The following is a 24,807-nucleotide window of genomic DNA, read 5'->3' as shown; positions in this document are numbered from 1 at the left end:
GGTGCCGTGGCACCTGCTTTTTTTATAATCCTAATGTATAAACTAAAAATCTCTCATTCCCATTCTTCTCATAAGCACCCGGTAATCTAACTTCTCTCTTCAATTCAAAAGCAGTCTGATTCTCCAAGAAGAAAATATAATCTTCAGAAGGATAGTATAAAATAATATCCACCTTCCTCTCTATTTCCTCTACCGAAAGCAAAATGTTATTTACTACATTCATAAACACTTGGACAGAAAATGGATTGAAGAAATAAAACCGGTTATCACGTGGATCAATCTCATATTCCTGTGCTAAACAACATTCAAATTGAATTTTATCTTTACTGTTTCTTACCTTCCTTGCATAACGCTCACGGTTTTCCATTGCTTCTTTATAAAACGCTTCATTCATTTCAATTCCAACCGCTGATGCATCGCACTTATGATGCATGTAAAAATTCAATCTCCCTTTTCCACACCCAAAGTCTACAATTCGATCGCTACTTTTTATTTCATATTGATTCAATAACTCATCCAACCCGCTATACGGTGTCGGTTCATAACGGTGATAGTGCATAGATTTATTAAACCCTTTTTGCTCACCAACGGTTTTTATATTTAATACAGCATCGTAATATTGTTCGTTCATTTTTTTCTCCTATTAACAAATGGTACTTATTATTATACACCATGTACTAGAGGAGAATTTTTCATCAAATTAATTGGTACGTGAAATTATATCGCCGCAAAATCGAATATATCGACTTAACGACAAATTCCTACAAAAAACAGGAGCTTTCTAGCCCCTGTCTTCCAGCACTTTCAATACAGTCTGTTTCAATATTTCTACTCCATCCATTATACAGCTATGATCAAACTTCATATACGGATGGTGTAATCCAGGTTGTAAGTTCGCCCCTAGTCCAAGCATGACAGCTTTTAAATGCGGTCTCTTCACTGTGTAGTAATGGAAATCATCGCTTCCTGTCGTATACAGTGGTCCAGTACATCCCTCTTCCCCGTATACTTCAAGAATACCTTTTCGCATAAAGCGCTCAGCTTCTTCTGACACTTCAGCTCCTGGTGCGAGATCAATCCACTCATAAGAAAGTTTAGATCCCATTGATTCAGCTGACTGAATTACTTGCTCTATTTTTCGCTTCAATTCATCTAGTAATATGTTATTTTCTGCTCTTACATCTAAACTAAAATGCCCGTTACCTGGAATAATATTTAGATTATCACCACCAGCTTGGCATCTCGTCATCTTAACAGAATAAGACGTCTGCGGTGGTAGCCATATATTTTTCAATCCGATATTGATCATCGAAATGACATCAATTGCATTTATCCCTTGATGCGGGCGTGCCCCGTGTGCATCATCTCCATGAATCATCCCTTCTAAAAATCCTGCTGCTCCGTGACGAATAGATGGTGCAGCTTGTTTCAAAGGCAGTTCTTCAATCGGCCTTAAATGAACACCAAATAAGAAATCAGCATCATCCACGGCGCCCTTCTCTACCATCTTTAAGGAACCATTTCCTTTTTCCTCTGCCGGCTGAAAAATAAATCTAACAGTACCGCTATCCCATCTCATATTTTTCAATTGTAAAATAAGGCCCATCACAATTGTCATATGAGCATCGTGGCCGCATGAGTGATTCGCTTTAAATTCTCCGTCTACTTCTTGCCATAGCGCATCCATATCAGCACGAATCGCGATAACTGGATTCCCGCTTCCGATTTCAGCAATCACGCCAGGGCAATCATCAAATATTTTATATGAAATTCCTTCTTCTTTTAGAAAGTTAGTAATATAAGCTGTCGTTTCATATTCCTTCCAGCTTACTTCAGGGTTTTCATGTAAATGCTGAAAAATTTCAGTTAAACGCTCTTGTAGTTCTAATGTTTTCAAAGCTCCATTCTCCTTCCCCTAATTACAAACCATTCAGATTAATTATACTTATGAAAAACAGATGTTTTTATGAACATATTGAATTTTAAGAAAAAAGTCAATTATTTATTTTTTAATACCGTTAATACCCGATTTCAACTCATCTTATAAAGATATCTATACAAATAGAATATTCGATATTTTCTGTTTTTATATTGACGCTTACATCTATTTTTAGTTATCATAACTTAATAACGTCTATTTTGCGACAATTCTAAAAATACAAACATACATAATGAGGAGGCAGTTTATGAAAAGAGAAATACCTTTTGGCATAGCAATAATCCCTATTATCATTACAGTTGCAGTTATGATGGTTACAATTGTTGTATTAGAACAAAGCCCTCACGTCCCACTTATTATCGGTACAACCGTTGCTTCGATTGTCGCTTGGCGATACGGTTACAAATGGAATGACATTGAAGAATCGATGTATAAAGGAATTCGCCTTGCATTACCCGCTATCGTTATCATTATTCTTGTAGGTTTAACGATCGGTGCTTGGATTGGCGGCGGAATCGTCGCTACTTTGATTTATTACGGCTTAAAACTTTTAACTCCATCACTATTTTTAGTTTCAATTACAATTATTTGTTCTATCGTTGCATTAGCAATCGGTAGCTCCTGGTCTACAATGGGAACAATTGGTGTTGCTGGAATGGGAATTGGCCTAAGTATGGGAATCCCAGCTCCAATGGTTGCTGGCGCTATAATTTCCGGTTCTTATTTTGGCGATAAAATGTCACCGCTTTCAGACACAACAAACTTAGCCGCAGGATTAACAAATACAGATTTATTCGTACATATTCGTCATATGTTATTTACTACAATTCCAGGTTTAATTATTACTCTTATCGTCTATGCTTTATTAGGAAGAAGCTTCGGTGATAACAATATTGATGCAAAAAGCATCGATCAAACGTTACAAGTATTGCAACAAAACTTTGTTATCTCGCCTTTCCTATTAATCATACCCGTAGTCGTTATGGTATTGGTCGCTAAAAAAGTACCAGCTATACCAGCTATTCTCGTAGGTATTATTTTAGGATTTTTATCACAAGTCTTTATTCAAGGTGGTTCTGTCTCAGCATCTGTCGGTGCACTCCAAACTGGATTTGTCATAGACACTGGAAACAAGCTAGTAGACGAACTATTTAACCGCGGTGGCTTAGATTCGATGATGAATACAGTCTCTATGACAATTGTCGCTATGACTTTCGGAGGAGTACTAGAACATACTGGCATTCTTCGCTCAATTGTAAATCAAATTTTAAAATTAGCGACATCAGCAAAAGGACTTATCGCTTCTACTATCGCATCTTGCTTTGCAACGAATCTTACTTGCTCTGAACAATATATTTCGATTGTTGTTCCTTCAAGAATGTATGCAAATGCGTACACAGAAAAAGGACTACATTCTAAAAACTTATCCAGAGCATTAGAAGATGGTGGAACATTAACTTCTGTTTTCGTACCTTGGAATACATGTGGTGTATTTATACTCGCAACACTTGGAGTCGGTGCATTCGAATATGCTCCCTATGCTATATTGAATTTCATCGTACCTATTATCTCAATCATTTATGGTATAACTGGCTTCACAATTACTAAGCTATCTGATATTGAAAAAGCAGATCTACTGAAAAAACAAAAAGCACAACTAGAAGCTTAAAATTTTTGAAACGAATACAACGGTAAATTTAGCTCATATATTGCACGAGGGCGCCCTTGTTGATAGGGCATTTCCTCGCCGCAAATATTGGCATACCTGTAATCAACTAATTTCTTTAACAGCCTTTCCGTCGATCGCCGAGTCACTTGTAAGTACTCAGAAAGATCGGCCGCTGTAAATTTCAAAGATGGATGCGATTGACTAAATTGAATAATTTTTGACAAGTTTGCAGGACTAAGCTTCGTTTCCTTCGCTATTTTCATAAATTCAGGATTATCGTTTTTTAAACTTTGTACTCTCTGTACTCTCTGTTCTTTCGGGAACGGACCAAATAATTCTTTATCACTTGTTAGTATATAAAAGCGGCGCTCTATCGGATTATTTTTTGCGAAACCTTGAGCGATTTTTGCATTTTGTTCCGCTTCATTTACTGTTTTTCCGTAACCAAATCCAATAGATACCGCTCCTTCTATATTCATAAATAAACGATCTATCGTATTTGTTTTTGTACTCGATTCGATATCACCACGAGTTGTATACAAAATAAAAGTCATTTCATCAACTTGTTTAAATGAACCACGTAATTCTTTTGAAATTACATTTAATTTTTCAAGCGAGCTTTCTTGTAACTCTATAAAGGATATAATACAAGCACCAACAGTAGCTGAATGGCTTTTTGCTAACTCAGCTTTTATTTTTGCATCTTTTAACCCGTGTATAATTGATTGCGTCGGATCTATCATACGCTCTGAAGGAATACCTATTTTTTGAAGTTCGTCGTAGACAGCGTGAATACTAGTTAAAGCTAAATCAACCTCTCCTGATTGATATTTAGCTAAATGAAAATCAATGATTCTCTTAATTTCATCATTACTCCATAACATATTTTCATAATCCATCACTTGCGGCGTTTCTTTTAGACCGATGTCATGGAACACATTTGTAATAAACGAACGATCTACTAAATCAATTGAAATTTTATGAGGTTGAATACCTTGATGATATAATATAGAAAGAAGTGAAGATGCGACAGTTGTCTCGTCTTGCTGCAAATATACACTTGGAATTGGTAATTGTTCTCTTATTTCTTTTGCCATATAATAAGGTAAAGCACCTGAGAAAAAGATAACATCACAAGGTTTTAAACGTTTTAATATTTCGGAAGATTCTGCCGGGTGAAGGTAAATATATGGATCAATCTCTATCTCTTCTAGTTTATGAGCAATAGGTAAAAGATTCTCCATAAACTTTTTTGAACCGACAACTGCAATTTTTATCATCATTTTCTCTAACTCCTTATCATCAATTAACGACTATTTAACGTCAACTATATCAAATGTACAAAACCATTGTAAACAGGAAGGGGTCTTTATTCAATGAAAATTACAGCTATTCATCTTTACGCAATTCGTTTACCACTTCGCGATCCGTTTGTTATTAGTTATGGTTCTTATTCTGATATGCCTTCTATTATCGTCAAAATGGAAACAGATGAAGGCATTATCGGTTACGGTGAAGGCGTTGCTGATGATCACGTTACAGGTGAATCATGGGAAAGTACTTTCCATGTTTTAAAACATACACTAGCTCCTGCTCTAATTGGGAAAAATCCAATGAATATCGAAAAAATACACGATATGATGGACAATACAATTTACGGTATTCCTACTGCGAAAGCTGCGATTGATATCGCTTGTTTTGATATACTGGGTAAAAAACTAAATCAACCTGTATATCAATTAATTGGAGGACGCTACCATGAAGAATTTCCTGTCACTCACGTCTTAAGTATCGCCGATCCAGAAAATATGGCTGAAGAAGCGGCTTCCATGATTAAGAAAGGTTACCAATCTTTCAAAATGAAAGTCGGCACGAATGTAAAAGAAGATGTAAAACGAATTGAAGCTGTACGTGAACGTGTAGGAAATGATATCGCGATTCGTGTTGATGTAAACCAAGGCTGGAAAAATAGCGCAAACACATTAACAGCACTTCGTTCATTAGGTCATTTAAACATCGACTGGATTGAACAGCCTGTTGTCGCAGACGATATTGATGCAATGGCTCATATTCGTTCGAAAACAGATCTTCCGCTTATGATTGATGAAGGACTAAAAGGCTCTCGTGAAATGCGCCAAATTATTAAATTAGACGCAGCTGATAAAGTGAATATAAAACTAATGAAATGCGGCGGCATATATCCAGCTGTAAAACTCGCTCATCAAGCTGAAATGGCAGGCATTGAATGCCAAGTTGGATCCATGGTCGAATCATCTGTTGCCTCTTCCGCAGGATTCCATGTCGCTTTCTCAAAAAAAATCATTACTAGCGTCGAGCTAACAGGACCATTAAAATTCACGAAAGACATCGGAAACTTACATTACGACGTACCATTTATTCGCTTAAACGAAAAGCCGGGACTCGGCATTGAAATAAACGAAAATACATTACAAGAACTAACCGTCTTTCAAGACGTTGTACGCTAAAGGAGGACTAACGCATGACGATTCTTTACGAAGGAACATTAAAACAAAACGAACAACCATTTCACGTTACATTACTATCACTAGAGCACATCGAACAAATTTTATCATTACAAAACGTTATAGTTGAAGCGCTAGAAGATAAAGGTCGTTTACAACCACTCTCGCTAGAAGAATTTCAATACATTCTAGAAGGAAACGGCATGATGATCGGGGCGTTTATACAAAACGAGCTCATCGCATTTCGTGCCCTACTAGTCCCTCCTATCGACGATGAACATTTAGGGCTTGATATTGGTCTACCAGAAAGTCAGCTACACCGCGTCATCTATCAAGAAATCTCAAACGTTCATCCGAACTGCCGAGGAAATGGCATGCAAAAAATATTAGCCACAGTCATCATGGATGAATTACAAAAAGAAGACAGCCAGTACGACTATGTTTGTTGCACCGTTGCACCTTTCAACATCCCTAGTTTAAAAGATAAGTTTGCGCAAGGTATGGAAATTGCTGCACTGAAGGAGAAGTATGGCGGGAGTATGCGGTATGTTTTTGTGAAGGAATTGCGTGGGGATAAGGAAAGAGATTGGTCCGATGTTAAGAGCGTTCCGATGAGTGATGCTGGTGGACAGCAGGCGTTGCTTTCGGAGGGGTATCGTGGGTATGAGATGGAGAGAATAGACGATACTTTCACTGTGAATTTTGGACGATAATCTATGTACAAAGAGAACCCTAATTCATTAGGGTTCTACTTTATTTCATTCCACAATCTAAAGTAATAACTAAACCGTCATCTTCCAGCTCGATAACGCTAACCAGTTTTCCATTTCCTTATAATCAGGCATTATCTTCCCGACAAGACGCCAAAAAGAGCGATCATGATTTAAATGAACCATATGACACATTTCATGAACAACTACATAATCAATTACCCTCTGAGGTGCCATTGCTAGTTTCCAATTGAATGTTAGTTGTAGATTTGAATCACAAGTTCCCCACGTACGACTACTATCTGTAATACGAATAGAACGCGGTTTTGTTTTAAAGTTGTTTTGATGCGCTTTAATACTCTTTTCCACTACCGCCTTACACTGCTTATAATAAAATCGCTTCAAAGCTTGCTGGATTTTCTCATCCTTAAGCTCTTTCACATAAATATGTAGCTTATCCCCTTCAAACACTGCATTGTCTTGCGTAATACTTACATCTTGAGAAACCTGTATCGGATATGTGTTTCCTAAATACAGAAAACCCTCTCCTTGATCATAACCTTTTTCCTGTGGTCCAAGCGCTCGCTCCTGCATTTCCTTACGTGTTGCCTGAATCCAATCCCATTTCTCCTCTAACAATTGGACTAAGTATTCAACAGGTGTACCTTTCGGGGCTTGCACCTCAACATTTCCGTAAGAATCTACATAAAGACGCACCGACTTTTTCTTCTTATAAGTTATATGAAAATTAATTGTCTCACCTAAATATGTATGTACCATTTCATCACCTAACGTATTCGTTCATAATTATTTTTACAAATAAAAAAGAGCAGGATACAAACGTCCTACTCTACCTATTATATCATTTACTGCTTTATCATAAATGTTACAATGCTTATTTCTTATCCTCTATAGCTTACAGCTAATCCCTTTAAGAAATTCCTTGCGTATCTATCACCGCACTCTTTGTAATTCTTATGGCCTTCTTTTCTTAATAGAGCGCTTAATTCTCCTTTTGTTACAATGACTCCTACGTCTTCTAATATATCAAGCATATCTTCACTTGTTAATGATAGTGCTATCTTCAATTTTTTTAGAACGAGATTATTAACACTTCCATTACTCTTTAAAGACATCGCTTGTCTATCCGATTGCCCTGGTTTTGGATCTTGTTTTCCTCTTTTAAAAGTAATAAAACCATTCAAAAATGACTCTAACATAACATTATTGCATTTTATTTCGTAATCATATTCAACTACATCAATATCATCAACTTCATCATAGTAACTGTTTTTTAATTTTGTCAGCATCTTTCGCACTTCTTCTTTTGTTACTTCAACGCCACCAAGTTTAAATATCTCCACCATATCTGTATCTTTTATATCCAGAGCATATCTTACTCGAATTAATATATCATTATTACTTATAGCCATTGTTTGTCCTCCTGAAATGTTGATTATAGTAATGCTTTTAGCATGTGTAAATTAATGTCGTTAAGTTACTACTTTAACATTTTAGAGGTTGGTTTTGTAGTCTTAGGTGGATTAATGGTTTTGGGGATGATTTTAAAACAGCAACATATGTTGTTTAGGTACTTTTAATTATCCATTTTAACCCAATTAAATTATAATGATACTAGAGTTAATATGAGAGGGAATCAATATTGAATTATCTAATTGGTTATAAAGATGCTGAACGAAACTTCGGACATGAGGACCCAATGCTAACAGAATATACATATGGAGAGCCAGGATCTAATACCGAAAAGCTCCTAAAAGTACAAAACGGAGATTTACTATTAATTAACACACTTGAAAATGGACTAACCTGATATAGGTTAGTCCATTTCTTTTTATTTTAGTGGGCAACTCAAACATGAATGTTACGCAAAATTCAGGTGAAATATATTGATTGTGTTTACTTAGGTTTTCCTTTTTATTTGTGGTACGGTTCACCGTAACTAATCTAAATGAGGTTATTGTTCATTATTTTCATAATTAAATTTAACAAAAAAGGTAGTGCCTTCCGAGCCTGTTTGAATTTCTATTTTCGCATTATGCCGGGCAGCAATAGCATAACATACGCCTAATCCCAATCCAGTTCCATTATCTTTGGTCGTGTAAAATGGAGTACCCAGTTTCTCTAATACTTCAGGCCTGATACCTTTTCCTTGATCCCGCACTGCAAGCACCACACAATTTCGACCTTCCTTGTAGGTGCTAATGGTTAGAACTTTCCCTGTGCTCATCGCTTCTAAGCCATTACGGTATAGGTTTATTAATAATTGCCGTATCTCATTACGATTTAAAAGTAATTCCGGAATGTCATTTGTATCGACTTGAATATATTTATTTTGATTATACGTATCAATTTTTATTAAAGGAATACTATCGTGGATAATTGAATTTAAATCTAACATCTGTAAATCCGATTTCTTTGTATTACCCATTGAGAGAAATTCCGTAATAATAGAATTGGAACGGTCAAGTTCTTCAATCATTAAATTAAAGTACTTATTATGTTTCTCATAGATGCTCTCTTCTTTTAATAACTGCAAAAACCCTCGTACTGTTGTCATTGGATTTCTAATCTCATGGCTGATACCTGCTGCCATTTGCCCTATTAAATCTATGTTGGATAACCTTTTCAATTCCTGCTCATATTGCTTTTTTTCCGTTATGTTTTTAAAAACACAACAAATACCATCATCATACGGGTATGCAATAACTTCGTGCCAATATTCATCAGAGATAGAAAAAGATTCGAAATGAACTGTAGTTCGCTCTGACATTGCACGATGAAATTCCTTATACATAACTGCGTCGACGCTACTCAGGAAAACATCCCATATATTCTTGCCTAATACATCTTTTGCTGTTTTTCTTTGTGGAAAATATTGATGCTTATTTACGTACGTAAATTCCCATTTATTATTCAAAGTAAAGAATCCATCCGTAATACTTTCAATCACACTTGTAACTTTTTCATTAGCAGCAGCTAGTTCTCTCGTTCGCTCTTCCACCATACTTTCAAGTTGATCCATATATAACAAGTTTGAAAACGTAGGAGCTGTGGCATCAACGATAGATTTTGCCAGTTGAATTTGGGAATTATCGTAATTGTGAGCTTTTCCCTCTTTGCCAACGACGATTACCCCTAATATTTCTCCCATTGAAACCAATGGAATCATCAGTAGACCCTTACTATCTATATTTTTTGTTTGAATAACCTCTTGGATCTTGGCTTCATAGCTTTTCTCCATCCAATCCGCTTCTGTCCAATCACAGTCCTTGCTTAACTTTGTTGTTTTAATCGTTGTTTTGTCTAGCGGATCTAAAAGGTGGGCAGCCATGTTTTTACTCTCTAAAATCTGTCCTAAGTAAAAAAAACATTTATCAAAACTCTCCTGTATCGAGGAACACATTGATAAATCACGGGTAACATCTAGTAATAGCTGCTTCTCGGCAATAAGGTTTTCCTTTTGTGTTAAATTATTTGCATTTTGAATTGCGACCGCAGCCATATTTACATAAGCTTCAACACTTTGAATCTCTGAATCTGTTAAGTTCATTGGAACTCCATAATCAAATAAAAAAACCAGACCAAATAACTCTTGTCCAAATGAGATAGGCAGGGCTAATAAGGACTTAATTTTGAACGCAGCAACTGGTCTCGGATCCGGCCGATGATCCTTTGATGTATCAGGAATATAAATGGTTTTTTTGGTTTCAATAACTTCTTTTGCCAGTAAGTCTATTTCAGGATCAATTACCTGAGTATCGAGCGTTACGCCATTTATGGTCTCTGGTTTTCCTGCAAAACCTCTAAATGTTCCATCTTCCTGAGGTAAATAAATTCCAACAGCGTTGCACCTAACAATCTCCTCTGATATCGCCATTGTTACACGCTGCAATACTTCACGTAGTTCTAATTTTGTATTTATTATTTTTGTTATATTCGCGAGCCTAGAATATCTCGTCTGATCACTTAACATTCACATAGCCTCCAAGTTATAGGCATAATAAAATAAACATGATAATATCAGTGGAAATCAAGACCAACCTGCCATTTTCAATTTTCTCCTGTATTCTTTTCTTACCCTTGTTTTACATAGAATACCTCACTTACTTATGATACGGTTCACCTTAATTAAAATGAAACAAACACTCATAAAATCGCTACACCCTATCCCCTCTAACTTTCAAAAGTTACACTGTTTCACTATCTCCATCCTTATCAACACTCGCCTCAAACTTATCAAGCAACGCACGCACTTCATCAGTTGATTTCGTGTTCATCAATTGATTTCTTAGTTCAGCAGCTCCAGGGAAGCCTTTTACATAAATTTTGAAGAAGCGATGAAGCCCTGTGATTGAGCGTGGTAGTACTTCTGCATATTGATCTTGAAGATCAAGCTGTAGTCTTAGAAGATCAAGGTGTTCTTTACTGCTATGTTCTCTTGGCTCTTTTTCAAAAGCAAATGGATTTTTAAAGATACCTCGTCCAATCATAACGCCATCAATACCGTATTTTTCAGCAAGTTCCATTCCAGTTTGACGATCAGGAATGTCTCCATTGATTGTTATTAGCGTATTTGGTGCAATGCGGTCACGTAATTTTTTAATTTCTGGAATTAGTTCCCAGTGCGCATCTACTTGGCTCATTTCTTCTCTTGTACGTAAGTGAATAGAAAGGTTCGCAATATCTTGTTTGAAAATGTGCGTTAACCAATCCTCCCACTCACTTAACTCTTTAAAGCCAAGTCGTGTTTTTACGCTGACAGGTAGTCCGCCCGCTTTTGCTGCTTGAATAAGTTCTGCCGCAACGTCTGGACGTAGAATAAGGCCACTACCTTTTCCTCTTGATGCTACATTCGGTACAGGGCAGCCCATATTAATATCGATACCTTTAAATCCTAGCTCTGCCATACCAATACTCATTTGGCGGAAATATTCAGGAGTATCTCCCCAAATATGCGCGACTATCGGCTGTTCATCTTCTGTAAAAATTAAACGGCCACGTACACTTTTCATACCTTCTGGATGACAATAGCTATCCGAGTTTGTAAACTCTGTGAAAAATACATCTGGGCAACCAGCTTCACTTACTACGTGACGAAAAACAACGTCTGTCACATCTTCCATTGGTGCAAGTACAAAAAACGGTCGTGGTAAATTATCCCAAAAATTATCTATCATTTCAAATTCAAATCCTCTCAATATGAATACAATTTCAAACTCTCAATTTAAAAATATAAAGCCAAATAGCAAAAGTACATTTGGACATTTATATTTTGTGAAAATCAGCAATATTCATTTTAACTAAAATCGTTGCTGAATGGTATTTTTATAAACCAAAAAGCAGGTGGTATAGATTTTTTCTATATCAACTGCTTTTCTATTATACCAACTTAAGCCAAGCCACACACTCTACGTGAGTCGTATGCGGGAACATATCAACAGGCTGTACTTCCTGTGTTTTATATCCGCCTTCTTCTAGTACTTTTAAGTCGCGTGCTAATGTTGCTGGGTTACATGATACGTATACGACGCGTTTTGGCTTCATATCGATGATTGTGTTTAGTAATGCTTCGTCACAGCCTTTACGCGGTGGGTCTACGACCATTGTGTCGGCAATTACGCCTTCTTTGTACCATTTTGGAATGACTACTTCTGCTTCTCCTACGCCAAATTCAGCATTTGTCATGTTGTTTAGTGCTGCGTTTCGGTTTGCGTCCTCGATTGCTTCTGGAACAATTTCAACACCGTACACTTTCTTCGCTTTTTGCGCTAGGAATAAGGAGATTGATCCGATTCCGCAATAGGCATCGATTACTGTTTCGTTACCATTTAACTTTGCGTATTCTAACGTTTTATCGTATAGCACTTTCGTTTGTTCTGGGTTTACTTGATAGAATGAACGTGCTGAAATCGCAAATTTAATGTCACCGATAAAGTCATAAATATATTCTGATCCGTACAGTACTGTCGTTTTGTCTCCGAAAATAACGTTTGTACGTTTCGTGTTTACGTTTTGAACAATTGATTTTACTTCTGGGAATTTCGCTGCGATTTCTTCAATGATTGCTTCTTTATTTGGCAGTTCAGCTGTACGTGTAATGAAGACAAGCATAATCTCCCCCGTTACTTGTCCGTAGCGGGCCATTACGTGGCGAAGTGTTCCTTTGTTACGCTCTTCGTTATACGCCGAAATACCGTTTTTTTCACAAATACGTTTTACTTCTTGAATTAATGCATCGTTTTCTTCTGCCTGAATTAAGCATGATTCCATATTAATGATGTCATGCGTTCCTTGACGATAGAAACCAGCTACAAGTCCACCTTCACGTTCTCCAATTGGTACTTGTGCTTTATTACGGTATACCCATGGGTTCTTCATGCCAAGTACAGGATGAACAGGAACATCGCTTAGTCCGCCGATACGCTGCATAACGTCACGTACTTGTTTCTCTTTCGCTTTTAATTGTCCTTCATATGTTAAGTGCTGAAGTTGACAACCGCCGCACTCGTTGTACACGGGGCATTCTGCATCTTTACGATATGGACTTTCTTGATGAAGCTTCATTAAACGACCAAACGCGAAGTTTTTCTTCACTTTAATAATTTTAATTTGCGCTTCCTCACCTGGTAATCCGTTTTTTACGAAAATAGGATATCCCTTCACTTTCGCAACACCGGCACCATCATGTGTTAAATCTTCAAACACTACATCTATAAACTCGTTTTTTTCAACTGGTGGCGTCATTTTTGTACTCATTTTCCGACCTCTCTTTTTCATAACACTGCGTTACATTTTATCATACTTATATGGTCTATTTCTATTGGAAGAAAAAAAGCTATTGACGATAGTTCTCTAGTAATGTTACGCTACTACTAATTTAATACGGACGATGTTACCTCATATATAGTCGATAATATGGATCGAGAGTTTCTACCCGGCAACCTTAAATTGCTGGACTATGGGGAAAACTAATGAATATTAGCCTATGTATAAAAAAGACTCCTATTGATTAGCTTTCTCTCATAGATGAAAGTGAATCCATAGGGGTCTTTTTTTTATTTTTCAAAAAGGTCAGACATCTTACGTATGACATGAAACTTCCATTACTTTATTTTTAGTAATATAACGAGCGTTTTATGTAAAAACTTTATACGAACTTCTGAAAGGGGCAACTACATGCAATATGTAATGAGCATTATCGGTATTCTTGTCGTTTTAGGTTTATGCTTTGCTTTGTCAAACAATAGAAGTAAAATCAACTTCCGTGCAATTGCTATTATGATTGGTTTCCAAATTTTAATCGGTTGGTTTATGTTTGGCACAAAGATCGGACAGCAAATTATCATCTTCATTGGTAAAGTTTTCAACAAACTAATTAAACTTGGTACGACAGGTGTCGATTTTCTCTTTAATGGAATTCAAAGAGATTTTGTCTTTTTCTTAAATGTATTATTAATTATCGTATTTTTCTCAGCACTACTTTCTATCTTTAGTTATTTAGGTGTTTTACCATTCATCGTTCGTATTGTCGGCGGTGCACTTTCAAAAATTACTGGTTTACCACGCGTTGAATCATTCCACGCAGTAAATTCTGTATTCTTCGGTTCAAGTGAAGCGTTAATCGTTATTAAAAACGATTTACAACATTTTAATAAAAACCGTATGTTTATCATTTGTTGTTCTGCGATGAGCTCAGTTTCTGCTTCTGTTACAGCATCATACGTTATGATGTTAGATGCGAAATATGTATTAGCGGCTCTTCCGCTAAACTTATTCTCAAGCTTAATCGTTTGTTCGTTATTAACACCAGTTGATACGAAAAAGGAAGACGAAGTGATTCAAAAATTTGATAGAAACCTATTCGGAGATAGCTTTATCGGCGCTATGATTAACGGTGCGCTTGATGGGTTAAAAGTAGCTGGTATCGTTGCTGCGTTAATGATTGCCTTCATTGGTGTTATGGAAGTTGTAAACTACGTAATTAGCGCTGCTTCAGGTGCAATGGGATATGCTGTTACTTTACAACAAATCTTCGGTTATATACTTTCTCCATTCGCATTCTTAATGGGTATTCCAACTCAAGATATTATCCCAGCTGGTGGTATTATGGGTACGAAGATTGTCTTAAATGAATTCGTAGCAATCCTTGATTTAAAAGGCGCTGCTGCAACATTATCTCCACGTACAGTTGGAATCGTTACAGTATTCTTAATTAGCTTCGCAAGTATTAGCCAAATTGGTGCGATTGTTGGTACAATCCGTGCCCTTTCTGAAAAACAAGGAAGCATCGTATCTAAATTTGGTTGGAAAATGCTATTTGCATCAACACTTGCTTCTATTTTATCTGCAACAATCGCTGGATTGTTTATTTAATAAAAAATCACCTTACTCGTTAAAGTAAGGTGATTTTTTGATTCTTTATGAAACCGAACGGAATTCAACTACTTCCTCTTTACTAATAAGCTTTCCTTCGTGTATACCTTTTACTGAAATATCAATAACAGATTTATTCTCTCCTTCAAGCTTGCCTAAGGAAAATAAATAGATTAAATCTTTTTTTTGTAACATCCATTGCTTGCCATTCACTGGACCTAATATTCTTTTTTCTGAAGATGGTTTTGTTTCTCCAACATACTGACATTCTCCAAAAGAAGTTTTTATTATATTCTTCTCTGTATCAATTACTAGCTGCTGAAATAGCTCCAGATTTTTACTTGAAACAATTTCTATCTCATGGTTACTTTTTTGCTTAAATTTAAGTTTTCCATCACTTGTATTAGATAAACTACTATTCTCAACGGCATTTCTAAAAAAATTATATTCTTCTTCTGTAATACCAAAATTCGGGTGATAAGGCTTCACCTGCTTATCTATATGCCCCGATATGTAGTTTACATACCACTCTTTATCATTTTTTACATGATCACTCATTTTTTTAGTAATAACCTCTACTTTTTTACGGGTATCACGATCCATCTCAATCGTCATAATATCCGCCGTAACTTCCGCGTTCATCAGATGCTTTGGAATATACTCTTCCACACTATTCGCCTTACTCACTTCACTTTGGCAACCGACTATGAATAACGATATGAGCAGAATATATACTATTTTTTTATATTTCATTTCTGTTCTCCACTCCGTACATCAGTATTACTTTCATTTATAGCGGTTCTTATTATAGTTTAAAATCCTGATATTTTAATAGAAACTACTCTAAATATGCAAAATTGCATATTAATAAACCTTCCTCTTACTTTAAAATTAGCTTAAATAATTTACCAAAATATACAAATCACAAATATAGAATGTTATAATTTGTAAAAAAAAAGAAAAAACACATTGGAGGATATTATGAAAGCCCACGCTCTTTTCGACTTCTTACATTTACTAGTTTTAAGCATGAAAAGCTATTATGTATGGGGAATGCCGATCTATGTCTTCATTATTCCTCTTATCTTTGTGGTCGGTTATATTATTATCAATTCTAATAAAAAACGAAAGAATACATCTATTCAAAGTCACTAATCTATCGCTCTAATAGCTCCCCCTAAAAATCATATTCCCCTCATTTTCTTCAAATGATATGATGAACAAGGGTATATCCCCACCACTCTTATAGCGGTGGGGATTTTAATGTAAATATGCAACATAATACACAATAGAAGGTGATTTCATGAGAAAGTACGCAGCAATTGCTTTATGCACGTCTGCCATTCTAGCAGGATGTAATACAAATAATGCTAGCCCAGAACCTGCAAAAGAGAAAAAGGTACAAGAAGTAAAAAAACAAGAAGAGACTGTACAAACACAAGGTAAAATTTCTTATAATCCAGTTACACACGAATCTACAAACACAGCTATTCATATAACAGATATAAAAGATGCTTTAACCGAAGTACAATATAAAATTTGGCGCACTGTGGATGGAAAGGAAAGTGCTAAATCTTTTTCTTCTAAAGAAAAAAATCAACAATTTACACTTCCCTTTGATATAAAAGAATTTGAAGGAAAACGCGGTGAATACCAAATTGAAGCTACAGGAACAACCGAGGGTGGAAAAGCTATTCCACTTACGAAATCTACTATTACTTTCGAGCAAAAAGTTCCTGTTCTTATGTACCACGCAATTGATGATTATCATGGACAAGGTATTAAAGATTTATTCGTATCACCCGCTAACTTTGAAGCACAAATGAAGTATTTAAAAGACAATGGTTATACATTATTAACATTTGAACGCTGGAGCGATATAAATAAAGTAAACAAGCCGATTTTCGTTACATTTGATGACGGTATGAAAAATAATATGAATGCATTTCGCATTTTACAAAAGCTAAAAGATGATACTTTTAAACCAACGGCAACGGAATATATGATTGTTGATAACGTTGATGTAGAAGGTGCCCTTTCTACATCTGAAATAAAAGAAATGGTTGATTCAGGTATTTTTTCTGTACAATCTCATACAGCAACACACGCAGACTTACCAAAGATTACAAACTATGAAGAAGAACTAAAAGGATCGAAGGAAACGCTAGAAAAAATAACAGGTAAGCCTGTTATCGCAATTGCTTATCCATTCGGTCATGTAGATGATAAAGTTGTCGCAGAGACAAAGAAATATTATCAATTTGCAACGACAACGAAACCTGGGCAGTTCATTACGAAAGGTGAACCAGATGAGTTGTTAAAGATGAAGCGTGTTCGTATACATCATACAACTACAGTAGAACAGTTTGCCTCTTCCATCAAATAAATTCGGGAGCTCAATATATTTTGAGCTCTCTTTTTACGTTATATTTATATATATTTTTTGAATTTTCTTGTATTATATATAGTAAGAAATCTTTCAAACTAAAGGAGATTATACATATGTCATTTGAACAAACGTTAGAGAAATATGCTGCCCTTGCAGTCAATGTTGGTGTTAATATTCAACCCGGACAAACTTTATCAATTAGTGCACCTCTTGAGGCTGTACAGTTTGTACGCCTCGTTACAGAAAAAGCATATAAATCTGGTGCAAAACACGTATATGTGGATTGGAATGATGAGACGTTAACACGCTTAAAATTCGATCTAGCTCCTGAAGAAGCTTTCTCTGAATTCCCTTCTTGGAAAGCACATGCTCGTGAAGAATTAGCAAAAGAAGGCGCTGCATTTATGTCCATCTATGCAGAGAATCCTGATCTATTAAAAGGTGTAGAACCAAAGAAAATTGCAACAGCTCATAAAGTAGCTGGAGAAGCGATGAAAGTATACCGTGATTATGTACAAGCAGATAAAGTAAGCTGGTGCGTAATTTCTGTTCCTACGAAAGAATGGGCTGCAAAAGTATTCCCTGACGTAGCGCCAGAAGAACAAGAAACAAAACTATGGGATGCTATCTTCAAAGCTACTCGTGCTGATTTAGAAAATCCTGTGGAAGCATGGAAAGAACATGATGAAACACTACATACAAAAGTAGATTACTTAAACGAAAAACATTATAAAGCTCTTCACTATACAGGCCCTGGAACAGACTTAACAATCGAACTTCCAGAGAAGCATGTATGGGCTGGTGCTGGTAGCTTAAATGAAAAGAACGTAGCATTTATGGCTAACATTCCAACTGAAGAGGTATTTACAATGCCACTTAAAACAGGTGTGAACGGCCAAGTGTCTAGCACAAAACCGTTAGCATTTGCAGGTAACATTATCGACAACTTTACGTTAACATTTGAAAACGGACGTATCGTAGACTATAAAGCTGAATCTGGTGAAGAGGCTTTAAAACATTTAGTAGAAACAGATGAAGGTTCTCACTTCTTAGGCGAAGTAGCTTTAGTACCTCATGATTCACCAATTTCAAACACAAATATTTTATTCTACAATACGCTATTTGATGAAAATGCATCTTGCCACCTTGCAATCGGAAATGCTTATGCATTTAACTTAATTGGCGGAAAAACAATGTCTAAAGAAGAACTTGCTGAAAATGGCGCAAACGCTAGTATTACACACGAAGACTTCATGATTGGATCAGCTGAGCTTGATATCGACGGCATTACAGCTGATGGAAGACATGAGCCGATCTTCCGTAAAGGTAACTGGGCGTTTTAATAAAAATAAAAGGCTATCTTCCACGCCGGAAGATAGCCTTTTATGATGCCGATGACACTTTCAGTCCAATTACTCCTAAAACAATAAAGAGAATACAAAATGCTTGGAATAAATTAATATGCTCTTTAAAAAAGTACACACTAATGATTGTAATAAGTAGCGTTCCCACACCAGACCAAATTGCATAAGCAATGCTTAAATGAATCTTTTTAACAACGATAGCAAACACGCTGAAACAAATTCCATAGAATACGAAAATAAGTACACTTGGAACGAGCTTTGTTAAACCGTTCGATAATTTCATTGCAATCGTTCCAGCTACTTCAAAAATAATTGTTACGAGTAATAATAGCCAATATACCATACTAGAATCTCCTTCTTTTTTAGCTTATGAAGATTCTAGTATACTACTTATAATCCTAACGAAATATATTTAATTTCTAAATATTCCTCGATGCCGAAGTGACCTCCCTCGCGGCCGATACCACTTTCTTTAAAGCCACCAAACGGTGCTTGTGCAACTGATGGAAGTCCATCATTTAAACCGATAATACCGTACTCTAACGCTTCACTAATTTGGAATGCTTGGCTAATATCTTTTGTGAAAATATAAGCAGCCAAGCCATATGGTGTATTATTTGCTCGCTCGATTACTTCTTCAACTGTTTTAAATTTAGCAACTGGTGCAACCGGTCCAAATGTTTCTTCATTCATACAGAGCATCGTGTCATTTGCCAATCCAATTACTGTTGGCTGAATGAAATAACCATCTAATTCTGCAAATTTATGGCCACCGTATAAAACTTCTCCGCCCTTTTGAATTGCATCTTCAATATGTTCTTGTACTTTCGAAACTGCATTCGCATCAATAAGTGGACCTACAGTTGTTCCTTCGCCGAATCCATCTCCAACTTTAAGCTGCTCTACAGCTTTTGTGAACTTTCCTGCAAATTCTTCGTACACTTCTTCTTGAACAAAGACGCGGTTTGTACATATACACGTTTGTCCTGCGTTACGGAATTTCGAACCAATTACCGCTTCTACCGCCTTATCTAAATCAGCATCATTCATAACAATAAATGGAGCGTGACCACCTAATTCAAGCGAAACCTTTTTCATCGTTTGCGCAGCGCTAGCCATTAATTCTTTTCCAATTTCAGTTGATCCTGTAAAGGAAACTTTTCGAACGCGCTCATCTTCCATCCACGTATCAGCAATTGCTTTTGCACTACCTGTTACAATATTTATTACACCTTTTGGAATGTCTGCTTCATGTGCTAATTCAACTAACTTCAATGCAGTTAATGGCGTTTGACTCGCTGGTTTCACAACTGCCGTACAGCCTGCTGCAAGTGCTGGAGCTACCTTTCTCGTAATCATAGCAGCTGGGAAGTTCCACGGTGTAATAGCTGCCATAACTCCAACTGGTTGCTTCATAACTAAAATACGCTTATTCGGGTGAGAAGCAGGAATCATTTCACCGTATATTCGCTTTCCTTCTTCTGCGTACCATTCAACAAAACTATTTGCATAATTCACTTCACCAAGTGCTTCTGCAAACGGCTTCCCTTGCTCTCTCGTCATGATTGCTGCAATTTCTTCTTTATTTTCATCAATGAGCGTGAACCATTTTTTTAACTTTACTGCGCGATCCGCTGCCGTTAATTTTGACCATAATTTAAAAGCCTCATGTGCAGCATCAACTGCTTGCTTTGCCTCTGTAATCCCGCCCTTTGGTACAGTTGCAAATACTTCCTTTGTCGCTGGATTATTCACTTCGATTTGTTCTTGCAGTGTAATCCACTCACCATTTATATACATCGCTTTTTTATCTAAGTTTACGAACGTCGCTTTTTTATCCAATGTTTTCTTCCTCCTCTATGAACTTCTTAATCTTCCTAGTGGCAGCAGATTGACTTATTTGTAAAAACTCAGCCACTTTATAACTTGATCCATACGTTTTATACGCTTTAAGAATAATATTTCTTTCTACCTCTTCCAGCATTCTATAAAGACTTTGTCCGGATTGTTCAACTGTGGCCTCTTGCATAGATAGTGGCAAATCTTCTACCATTACAAAATCATCTGCAGTGATAACAATTCGTTCAATTACATTTTCAATCTCTCTATTATTTCCTTCCCAAGGGTACCCTACAAACATTTGTAACGTACTAGGAGCTAACTTTACATCACGTCCGTACTTTTTATTAAAATGCTGTAAATAATGATAGATGAGCGGCAAAATGTCTTCTGTTCTCTCCCGAAGTGGTGGAATTGAAATTGGAATGACATTCAGACGATAGTATAAATCTTTCCGGAATGTTCCTTGTTTCACCATCGTACTTAAATCTCTATTTGTTGCCGCTACAATTCTAACGTCCACCTTTTTTAATTCTCTTCCGCCTATAGGACGAAACGTTTTTTCTTGCAATACTTGCAAAAGCTTCGCTTGAATTTCAAGCGGCATTTCACCAATTTCATCTAAGAAAAGAGTTCCTTTATGCGCTGATTCTAATAGCCCCTTTTTCCCTTCACGATTTGCACCTGTAAAAGACCCACCTGAATATCCAAAAAGCTCAGATTCGATTAAATTCGTCGGCAATGCCGCACAATTAATTTCATAGAAACTTTCATTCTTCCGGTGACTCACTTCATGCAAATGGCGTACTAATCGGCTTTTCCCCACTCCAGTCTCACCTAATACGAGAACAGTACTATCTACTACTGATACTTTTTTTATTGTTTCGATTATTTTTTGCATAGCGATACTTTTAAAAATAAGTCCTTCGTGTTCATATGTTTCTCTTAATTCTTTTTTATATGTTTTTAACTGATTATCCATTTCCTCTACCTTTTGACGTAATTGATAGAGTTCTGTAAGATCACGAGAATAACTAATCACTCTTCTTAAATTTCCCTCATCATCAAAAACAGGCCTTGTACGAACATGCAAATACTCTCCTGATTTCGTTGTTTGAACAAGTTCAACTGGCCTTTTCTTTTCAATTACTTCTAACGTTGCAGACGGATAAAAAATCCCTTCTTTTTGTAGTTCTTTTACATGCTTTCCTACTAATTCCTTAGCAGAGAGCTGGTAATGTCTTTCACACATGCTATTTACACGTACAACAATTCCTTTATCATCCGTAACAAAAATTTCGTCAAATGCATATTCAAATACATCTTGTAAATCCATCAACATTCGTTCCTTTTCTGCAACCATCCTAGCCACCCCTTACTTTAAATCCATCGATTCACTTCACTACCTTTATTATAAAGTGAATTTTCTGCATTTTATATAGAGTAAGCTAGAATGTTTTCAATTTGTTATTTATACAAATCTATTTATATTTTTCAACACATAATTCGCTGCCTTGAAAAATACAGAATACCATCGCAACCACACCCTCACTTTGTTTTAGCTTGGCATGGGGCAGGAAAAGGTGCTAACCGATTCTATGCATGGACAGATGCTCTCTTCCGCCTAAAAAGAAAGGTTTTATTCCCTTTTTTAAGTTATTCCAATTCTTTATACACGAGCGATATTTGCTTGCTCATAACAAGCTTGCAATGATTCTTCAATTATTGTTAAACCTTCCTCAAGTTGCTCATCTGTAATCACTAATGGCATTAAAACACGAATAACATTTCCATATGTTCCTGCTGATAGTAGAAGTAATCCATGCTTATTTGCTTCTGCACATAAATTAGACGCTAATGTTTTATCAGGCGCTTTCGTCTTGCGATCTTGAACGAGCTCGAATGCACACATTGCCCCTAAGCCGCGCACATCACCGATGCAATTATATTTGTTTTTCATCTCTTTGAATCGGTTCATTACGACTTTCCCTACTTCTATCGCTCTATCATTTAATTTCTCTTTTTCTATTACATCAAGCACAGCTAATGCAGCCGCACATCCTAGTGGGCTTCCTGCATATGTTCCGCCCAGTTCTCCCGGTGCAGACTCATTCATAATTTCTTTACGCCCAATCACGCCACTTATCGGTACACCAGCACCTAATGATTTAGATACCGTAATTAAGTCTGGAACGACATCATAATGATCAATTGCAAAGTATTTTCCAGTACGACTAAAGCCTGTTTGAATTTCATCAGCTACAAATAAAATACCGTGCTCTGAACAAATGCTGCGTACTTCTTGAACGAATTTCTTACTTGGAACGATAAATCCGCCTTCCCCTTGAACAGGTTCCATTACAACTGCTGCAATTGTTTCTGGTGCTACTTCTGATATGAAGAAGTTCTTAAACTCTTCAATGATAAAGTCATCATACTGCTCTTCTGTTAACCCTTCTGGGCGACGGTATTCATATGGGAATGGCGCTTTATATACTTCTGGAGCAAATGGGCCAAATCCAAATTTATATGGTTTTACTTTACTTGTCATCGTCATTGTCATTAATGTACGCCCATGAAATCCTTTAGAAAATGCGATAATTCCAGGTCTCTTCGTATATTTACGAGCAATCTTCACTGCATTTTCAACCGCTTCTGCCCCACTGTTTAAAAACAGCACTTGTTTATCGAAATTACCTGGCGCTAATGCTGCCAGTTTTTCTGCCAATTCAATATATGGCTCATACATCATCACATTAAAACCAGTGTGAATATATTGATCTACTTGTTTATGAAGCGCTTCTTTAACAGTAGGATGACAATGTCCTACATTAATTGTCCCGATTGCTCCTGCGAAATCAATATACTGGTTTCCATCCACATCTGTTACGAGTGCACCATTTGCAGACTGTACAAATGTTGGAATACCATTACTTACTCCTTTTGGTACTATATTTTGGCGGCGTTCTAATAAAGACGCTGCTTTCGGCCCTGGAATTTGTTCATTTACTTTAGCAAATTTTTTTGTGTTCATTGTGTACCCCATCCTTTTTTATACAATGTTTTCTCTTTATATTGCAAGATGTGTGCCAACTCCCCATTTCTAGTATTCATCCCATTCTCTAAATATCTCGTCATAAAAAATAAGTCTATAAAGACTCATATAGAGTCCTTATAGACTTATCAATTCATACATTAGACTTTCCTTGTTTCCAAATAAACTCACCTGTATGAGAAATTAAATCTTCAACAGATTGTAATACTAAATCTGCAAGTGGTTCTAACGTTTGACGATCACCCGTACCAGATAGTACGCCAATTGCATAGCAGTCGCCACCATTTTTCGCTAAATGTAAATCCGTCGGTGTATCCCCGACGACCGCTACTTCACATGTCTCTAAATTAAATCTCTCACAAAACGATTCTACAATTTTTTTATCTGGCTTCTGTGCTGGAAATGTATCTGAAGCTATAACACAATCAAAAAAATCTTCCAATTGATATTGCTTTAAAAATAATTCTGTCGGCGCGAAATCATCAGCTGTAACGACACCTAGAATAAATCCTCTATCCTTTAACGCTTGTAAAACTTTCGGTAAATCTGCCGTCATTCTCATATGTGAACGATGCTCGTACATAAGTGAAAATAACTTTTCACTTACCCACTCATGCATCTCCTCTTCCTTACATGACGCAATATACTTACAAAGCCCCTTTGCTACATCAAGGCTTGTTCCAGCCGCTAATGCGCTACGTGGGTGAACAAATGTCCCCTCCACACCGATTTCTTTTAATAAAGCCTGCTGCATTGATTCTGGAAGTTGATATAATTTTATCCATTCCGCTACAAGCTCTTCAGCTACTTTTATCCAAATTGAGTGAAAATCCATTAATGTCCCATCTTTATCAAATAGTATTGCTTTTACCTTCTCCATAGCACCGATACGATAAACTTAACTAAATCTATACAATTCAATCAAATTTACACAAGTTAGTGCTTCATCGTGTTCTCGCAACCCC

21 protein-coding genes and 1 riboswitch are annotated in these 24,807 nt (G+C 36.4%); of the genes, 7 read left to right on the top strand and 14 right to left on the bottom strand.

The window, feature by feature from the left end; translation table 11 throughout:
• Positions 1-22 precede the first annotated feature (22 nt).
• Both ACFVQC_RS22830 and ACFVQC_RS22825 read right to left on the bottom strand, forming a co-directional pair.
• A complete protein-coding gene (locus tag ACFVQC_RS22830) occupies positions 23-631 on the bottom strand; it encodes an SAM-dependent methyltransferase (RefSeq protein ID WP_098988250.1) in 609 nt (202 codons plus the stop codon).
• A gap of 150 nt (positions 632-781) precedes the next feature.
• Complete coding sequence (locus ACFVQC_RS22825; RefSeq protein ID WP_199672992.1) at positions 782-1,897, bottom strand: M20 peptidase aminoacylase family protein; 1,116 nt, start codon at positions 1,895-1,897, stop codon at positions 782-784.
• Positions 1,898-2,186: 289 nt separating this feature from the next.
• Between ACFVQC_RS22825 and nhaC the strand changes: the two genes are divergently transcribed.
• Positions 2,187-3,608 (top strand): Na+/H+ antiporter NhaC, encoded by a 1,422-nt coding sequence (nhaC, locus tag ACFVQC_RS22820; RefSeq protein ID WP_377899347.1) that lies wholly within the window; start codon positions 2,187-2,189, stop codon positions 3,606-3,608.
• Here the strand turns inward: nhaC and ACFVQC_RS22815 are convergent.
• A complete protein-coding gene (locus ACFVQC_RS22815) occupies positions 3,605-4,891 on the bottom strand; it encodes a transcriptional regulator (protein ID WP_377895699.1) in 1,287 nt (428 codons plus the stop codon). The genes nhaC and ACFVQC_RS22815 overlap by 4 nt on opposite strands.
• 93 nt (positions 4,892-4,984) lie before the next feature.
• Between ACFVQC_RS22815 and ACFVQC_RS22810 the strand changes: the two genes are divergently transcribed.
• Complete coding sequence (locus ACFVQC_RS22810; RefSeq protein WP_002063593.1) at positions 4,985-6,094, top strand: mandelate racemase/muconate lactonizing enzyme family protein; 1,110 nt, start codon at positions 4,985-4,987, stop codon at positions 6,092-6,094.
• Between the two features lie 14 nt (positions 6,095-6,108).
• Positions 6,109-6,804 carry a GNAT family N-acetyltransferase gene (locus ACFVQC_RS22805; protein WP_215574322.1) on the top strand — a complete coding sequence of 232 codons (696 nt, stop codon included), beginning with the start codon at positions 6,109-6,111 and terminating at the stop codon, positions 6,802-6,804.
• Positions 6,805-6,873: 69 nt separating this feature from the next.
• Here the strand turns inward: ACFVQC_RS22805 and ACFVQC_RS22800 are convergent, their stop codons facing one another.
• Entirely contained in the window at positions 6,874-7,581 is a 708-nt protein-coding gene (locus ACFVQC_RS22800) for a M48 family metallopeptidase (protein ID WP_002063587.1), read from the bottom strand.
• A 122-nt stretch (positions 7,582-7,703) separates the two neighbouring features.
• Positions 7,704-8,234: a YehS family protein gene (locus ACFVQC_RS22795; protein WP_002010158.1), complete on the bottom strand. Its 531-nt coding sequence runs from the start codon at positions 8,232-8,234 to the stop codon at positions 7,704-7,706.
• 230 nt (positions 8,235-8,464) lie between these two features.
• On the opposite strand from ACFVQC_RS22795, the gene ACFVQC_RS22790 reads away from it, so the two are divergent.
• Positions 8,465-8,632: a hypothetical protein gene (locus tag ACFVQC_RS22790; RefSeq protein WP_377899346.1), complete on the top strand. Its 168-nt coding sequence runs from the start codon at positions 8,465-8,467 to the stop codon at positions 8,630-8,632.
• 144 nt (positions 8,633-8,776) lie between these two features.
• Here ACFVQC_RS22790 and ACFVQC_RS22785 read toward each other — a convergent pair whose 3' ends face one another.
• The 3 genes from ACFVQC_RS22785 to rlmD all read right to left on the bottom strand — a co-directional run bounded on the left by ACFVQC_RS22785 (position 8,777) and on the right by rlmD (position 13,578).
• Positions 8,777-10,795 carry a GAF domain-containing sensor histidine kinase gene (locus tag ACFVQC_RS22785; RefSeq protein ID WP_002010154.1) on the bottom strand — a complete coding sequence of 673 codons (2,019 nt, stop codon included), beginning with the start codon at positions 10,793-10,795 and terminating at the stop codon, positions 8,777-8,779.
• A 214-nt stretch (positions 10,796-11,009) separates the two neighbouring features.
• A complete protein-coding gene (locus tag ACFVQC_RS22780) occupies positions 11,010-11,999 on the bottom strand; it encodes a tRNA dihydrouridine synthase (protein ID WP_377894710.1) in 990 nt (329 codons plus the stop codon).
• A gap of 202 nt (positions 12,000-12,201) precedes the next feature.
• A complete protein-coding gene (gene rlmD, locus ACFVQC_RS22775; protein WP_341307827.1) occupies positions 12,202-13,578 on the bottom strand; it encodes a 23S rRNA (uracil(1939)-C(5))-methyltransferase RlmD in 1,377 nt (458 codons plus the stop codon).
• A 121-nt stretch (positions 13,579-13,699) separates the two neighbouring features.
• Positions 13,700-13,801: riboswitch (purine riboswitch) on the top strand.
• Between the two features lie 197 nt (positions 13,802-13,998).
• Between rlmD and ACFVQC_RS22770 the strand changes: the two genes are divergently transcribed.
• On the top strand, positions 13,999-15,195 hold the full coding sequence (locus ACFVQC_RS22770) for a NupC/NupG family nucleoside CNT transporter (protein ID WP_377894713.1): 1,197 nt from the start codon (positions 13,999-14,001) through the stop codon (positions 15,193-15,195).
• 45 nt (positions 15,196-15,240) lie between these two features.
• Here ACFVQC_RS22770 and ACFVQC_RS22765 read toward each other — a convergent pair whose 3' ends face one another.
• Complete coding sequence (locus ACFVQC_RS22765) at positions 15,241-15,948, bottom strand: hypothetical protein (protein WP_219916948.1); 708 nt, start codon at positions 15,946-15,948, stop codon at positions 15,241-15,243.
• A 550-nt stretch (positions 15,949-16,498) separates the two neighbouring features.
• Here ACFVQC_RS22765 and ACFVQC_RS22760 point away from each other — a divergent pair.
• Positions 16,499-17,581, top strand: a complete 1,083-nt coding sequence (locus ACFVQC_RS22760) for a polysaccharide deacetylase family protein (RefSeq protein ID WP_377899345.1) — start codon at positions 16,499-16,501, stop codon at positions 17,579-17,581.
• A 116-nt stretch (positions 17,582-17,697) separates the two neighbouring features.
• On the top strand, positions 17,698-18,927 hold the full coding sequence (locus ACFVQC_RS22755) for an aminopeptidase (RefSeq protein WP_002169285.1): 1,230 nt from the start codon (positions 17,698-17,700) through the stop codon (positions 18,925-18,927).
• 40 nt (positions 18,928-18,967) lie between these two features.
• On the opposite strand, the gene ACFVQC_RS22750 is transcribed toward ACFVQC_RS22755, so the two are convergent.
• The 5 genes from ACFVQC_RS22750 to ACFVQC_RS22730 all read right to left on the bottom strand — a co-directional run bounded on the left by ACFVQC_RS22750 (position 18,968) and on the right by ACFVQC_RS22730 (position 24,722).
• On the bottom strand, positions 18,968-19,291 hold the full coding sequence (locus ACFVQC_RS22750; RefSeq protein ID WP_000263259.1) for a DMT family transporter: 324 nt from the start codon (positions 19,289-19,291) through the stop codon (positions 18,968-18,970).
• A 47-nt stretch (positions 19,292-19,338) separates the two neighbouring features.
• Positions 19,339-20,790 (bottom strand): NADP-dependent succinate-semialdehyde dehydrogenase, encoded by a 1,452-nt coding sequence (gene gabD, locus ACFVQC_RS22745; protein WP_377899344.1) that lies wholly within the window; start codon positions 20,788-20,790, stop codon positions 19,339-19,341.
• Positions 20,783-22,150, bottom strand: a complete 1,368-nt coding sequence (locus tag ACFVQC_RS22740; protein WP_002113523.1) for a sigma-54 interaction domain-containing protein — start codon at positions 22,148-22,150, stop codon at positions 20,783-20,785. Before ACFVQC_RS22740 ends, gabD begins: the two co-directional genes overlap by 8 nt.
• A 306-nt stretch (positions 22,151-22,456) precedes the next feature.
• Positions 22,457-23,821, bottom strand: coding sequence for a 4-aminobutyrate--2-oxoglutarate transaminase (gabT, locus tag ACFVQC_RS22735; RefSeq protein ID WP_207621865.1), 1,365 nt, complete (start codon positions 23,819-23,821; stop codon positions 22,457-22,459).
• Positions 23,822-23,975: 154 nt separating this feature from the next.
• Entirely contained in the window at positions 23,976-24,722 is a 747-nt protein-coding gene (locus ACFVQC_RS22730; protein ID WP_131232534.1) for an HAD family hydrolase, read from the bottom strand.
• Positions 24,723-24,807 lie beyond the last annotated feature (85 nt).

Source organism: Bacillus sp. NPDC057893 (assembly GCF_042796455.1).
In the GTDB taxonomy this organism is placed as follows: Bacteria; Bacillota; Bacilli; order Bacillales; family Bacillaceae_G; genus Bacillus_A.
The sequence above is the reverse complement of the archived record's forward strand: the minus strand, read 5'-3'. Positions and strand labels throughout refer to the sequence as shown.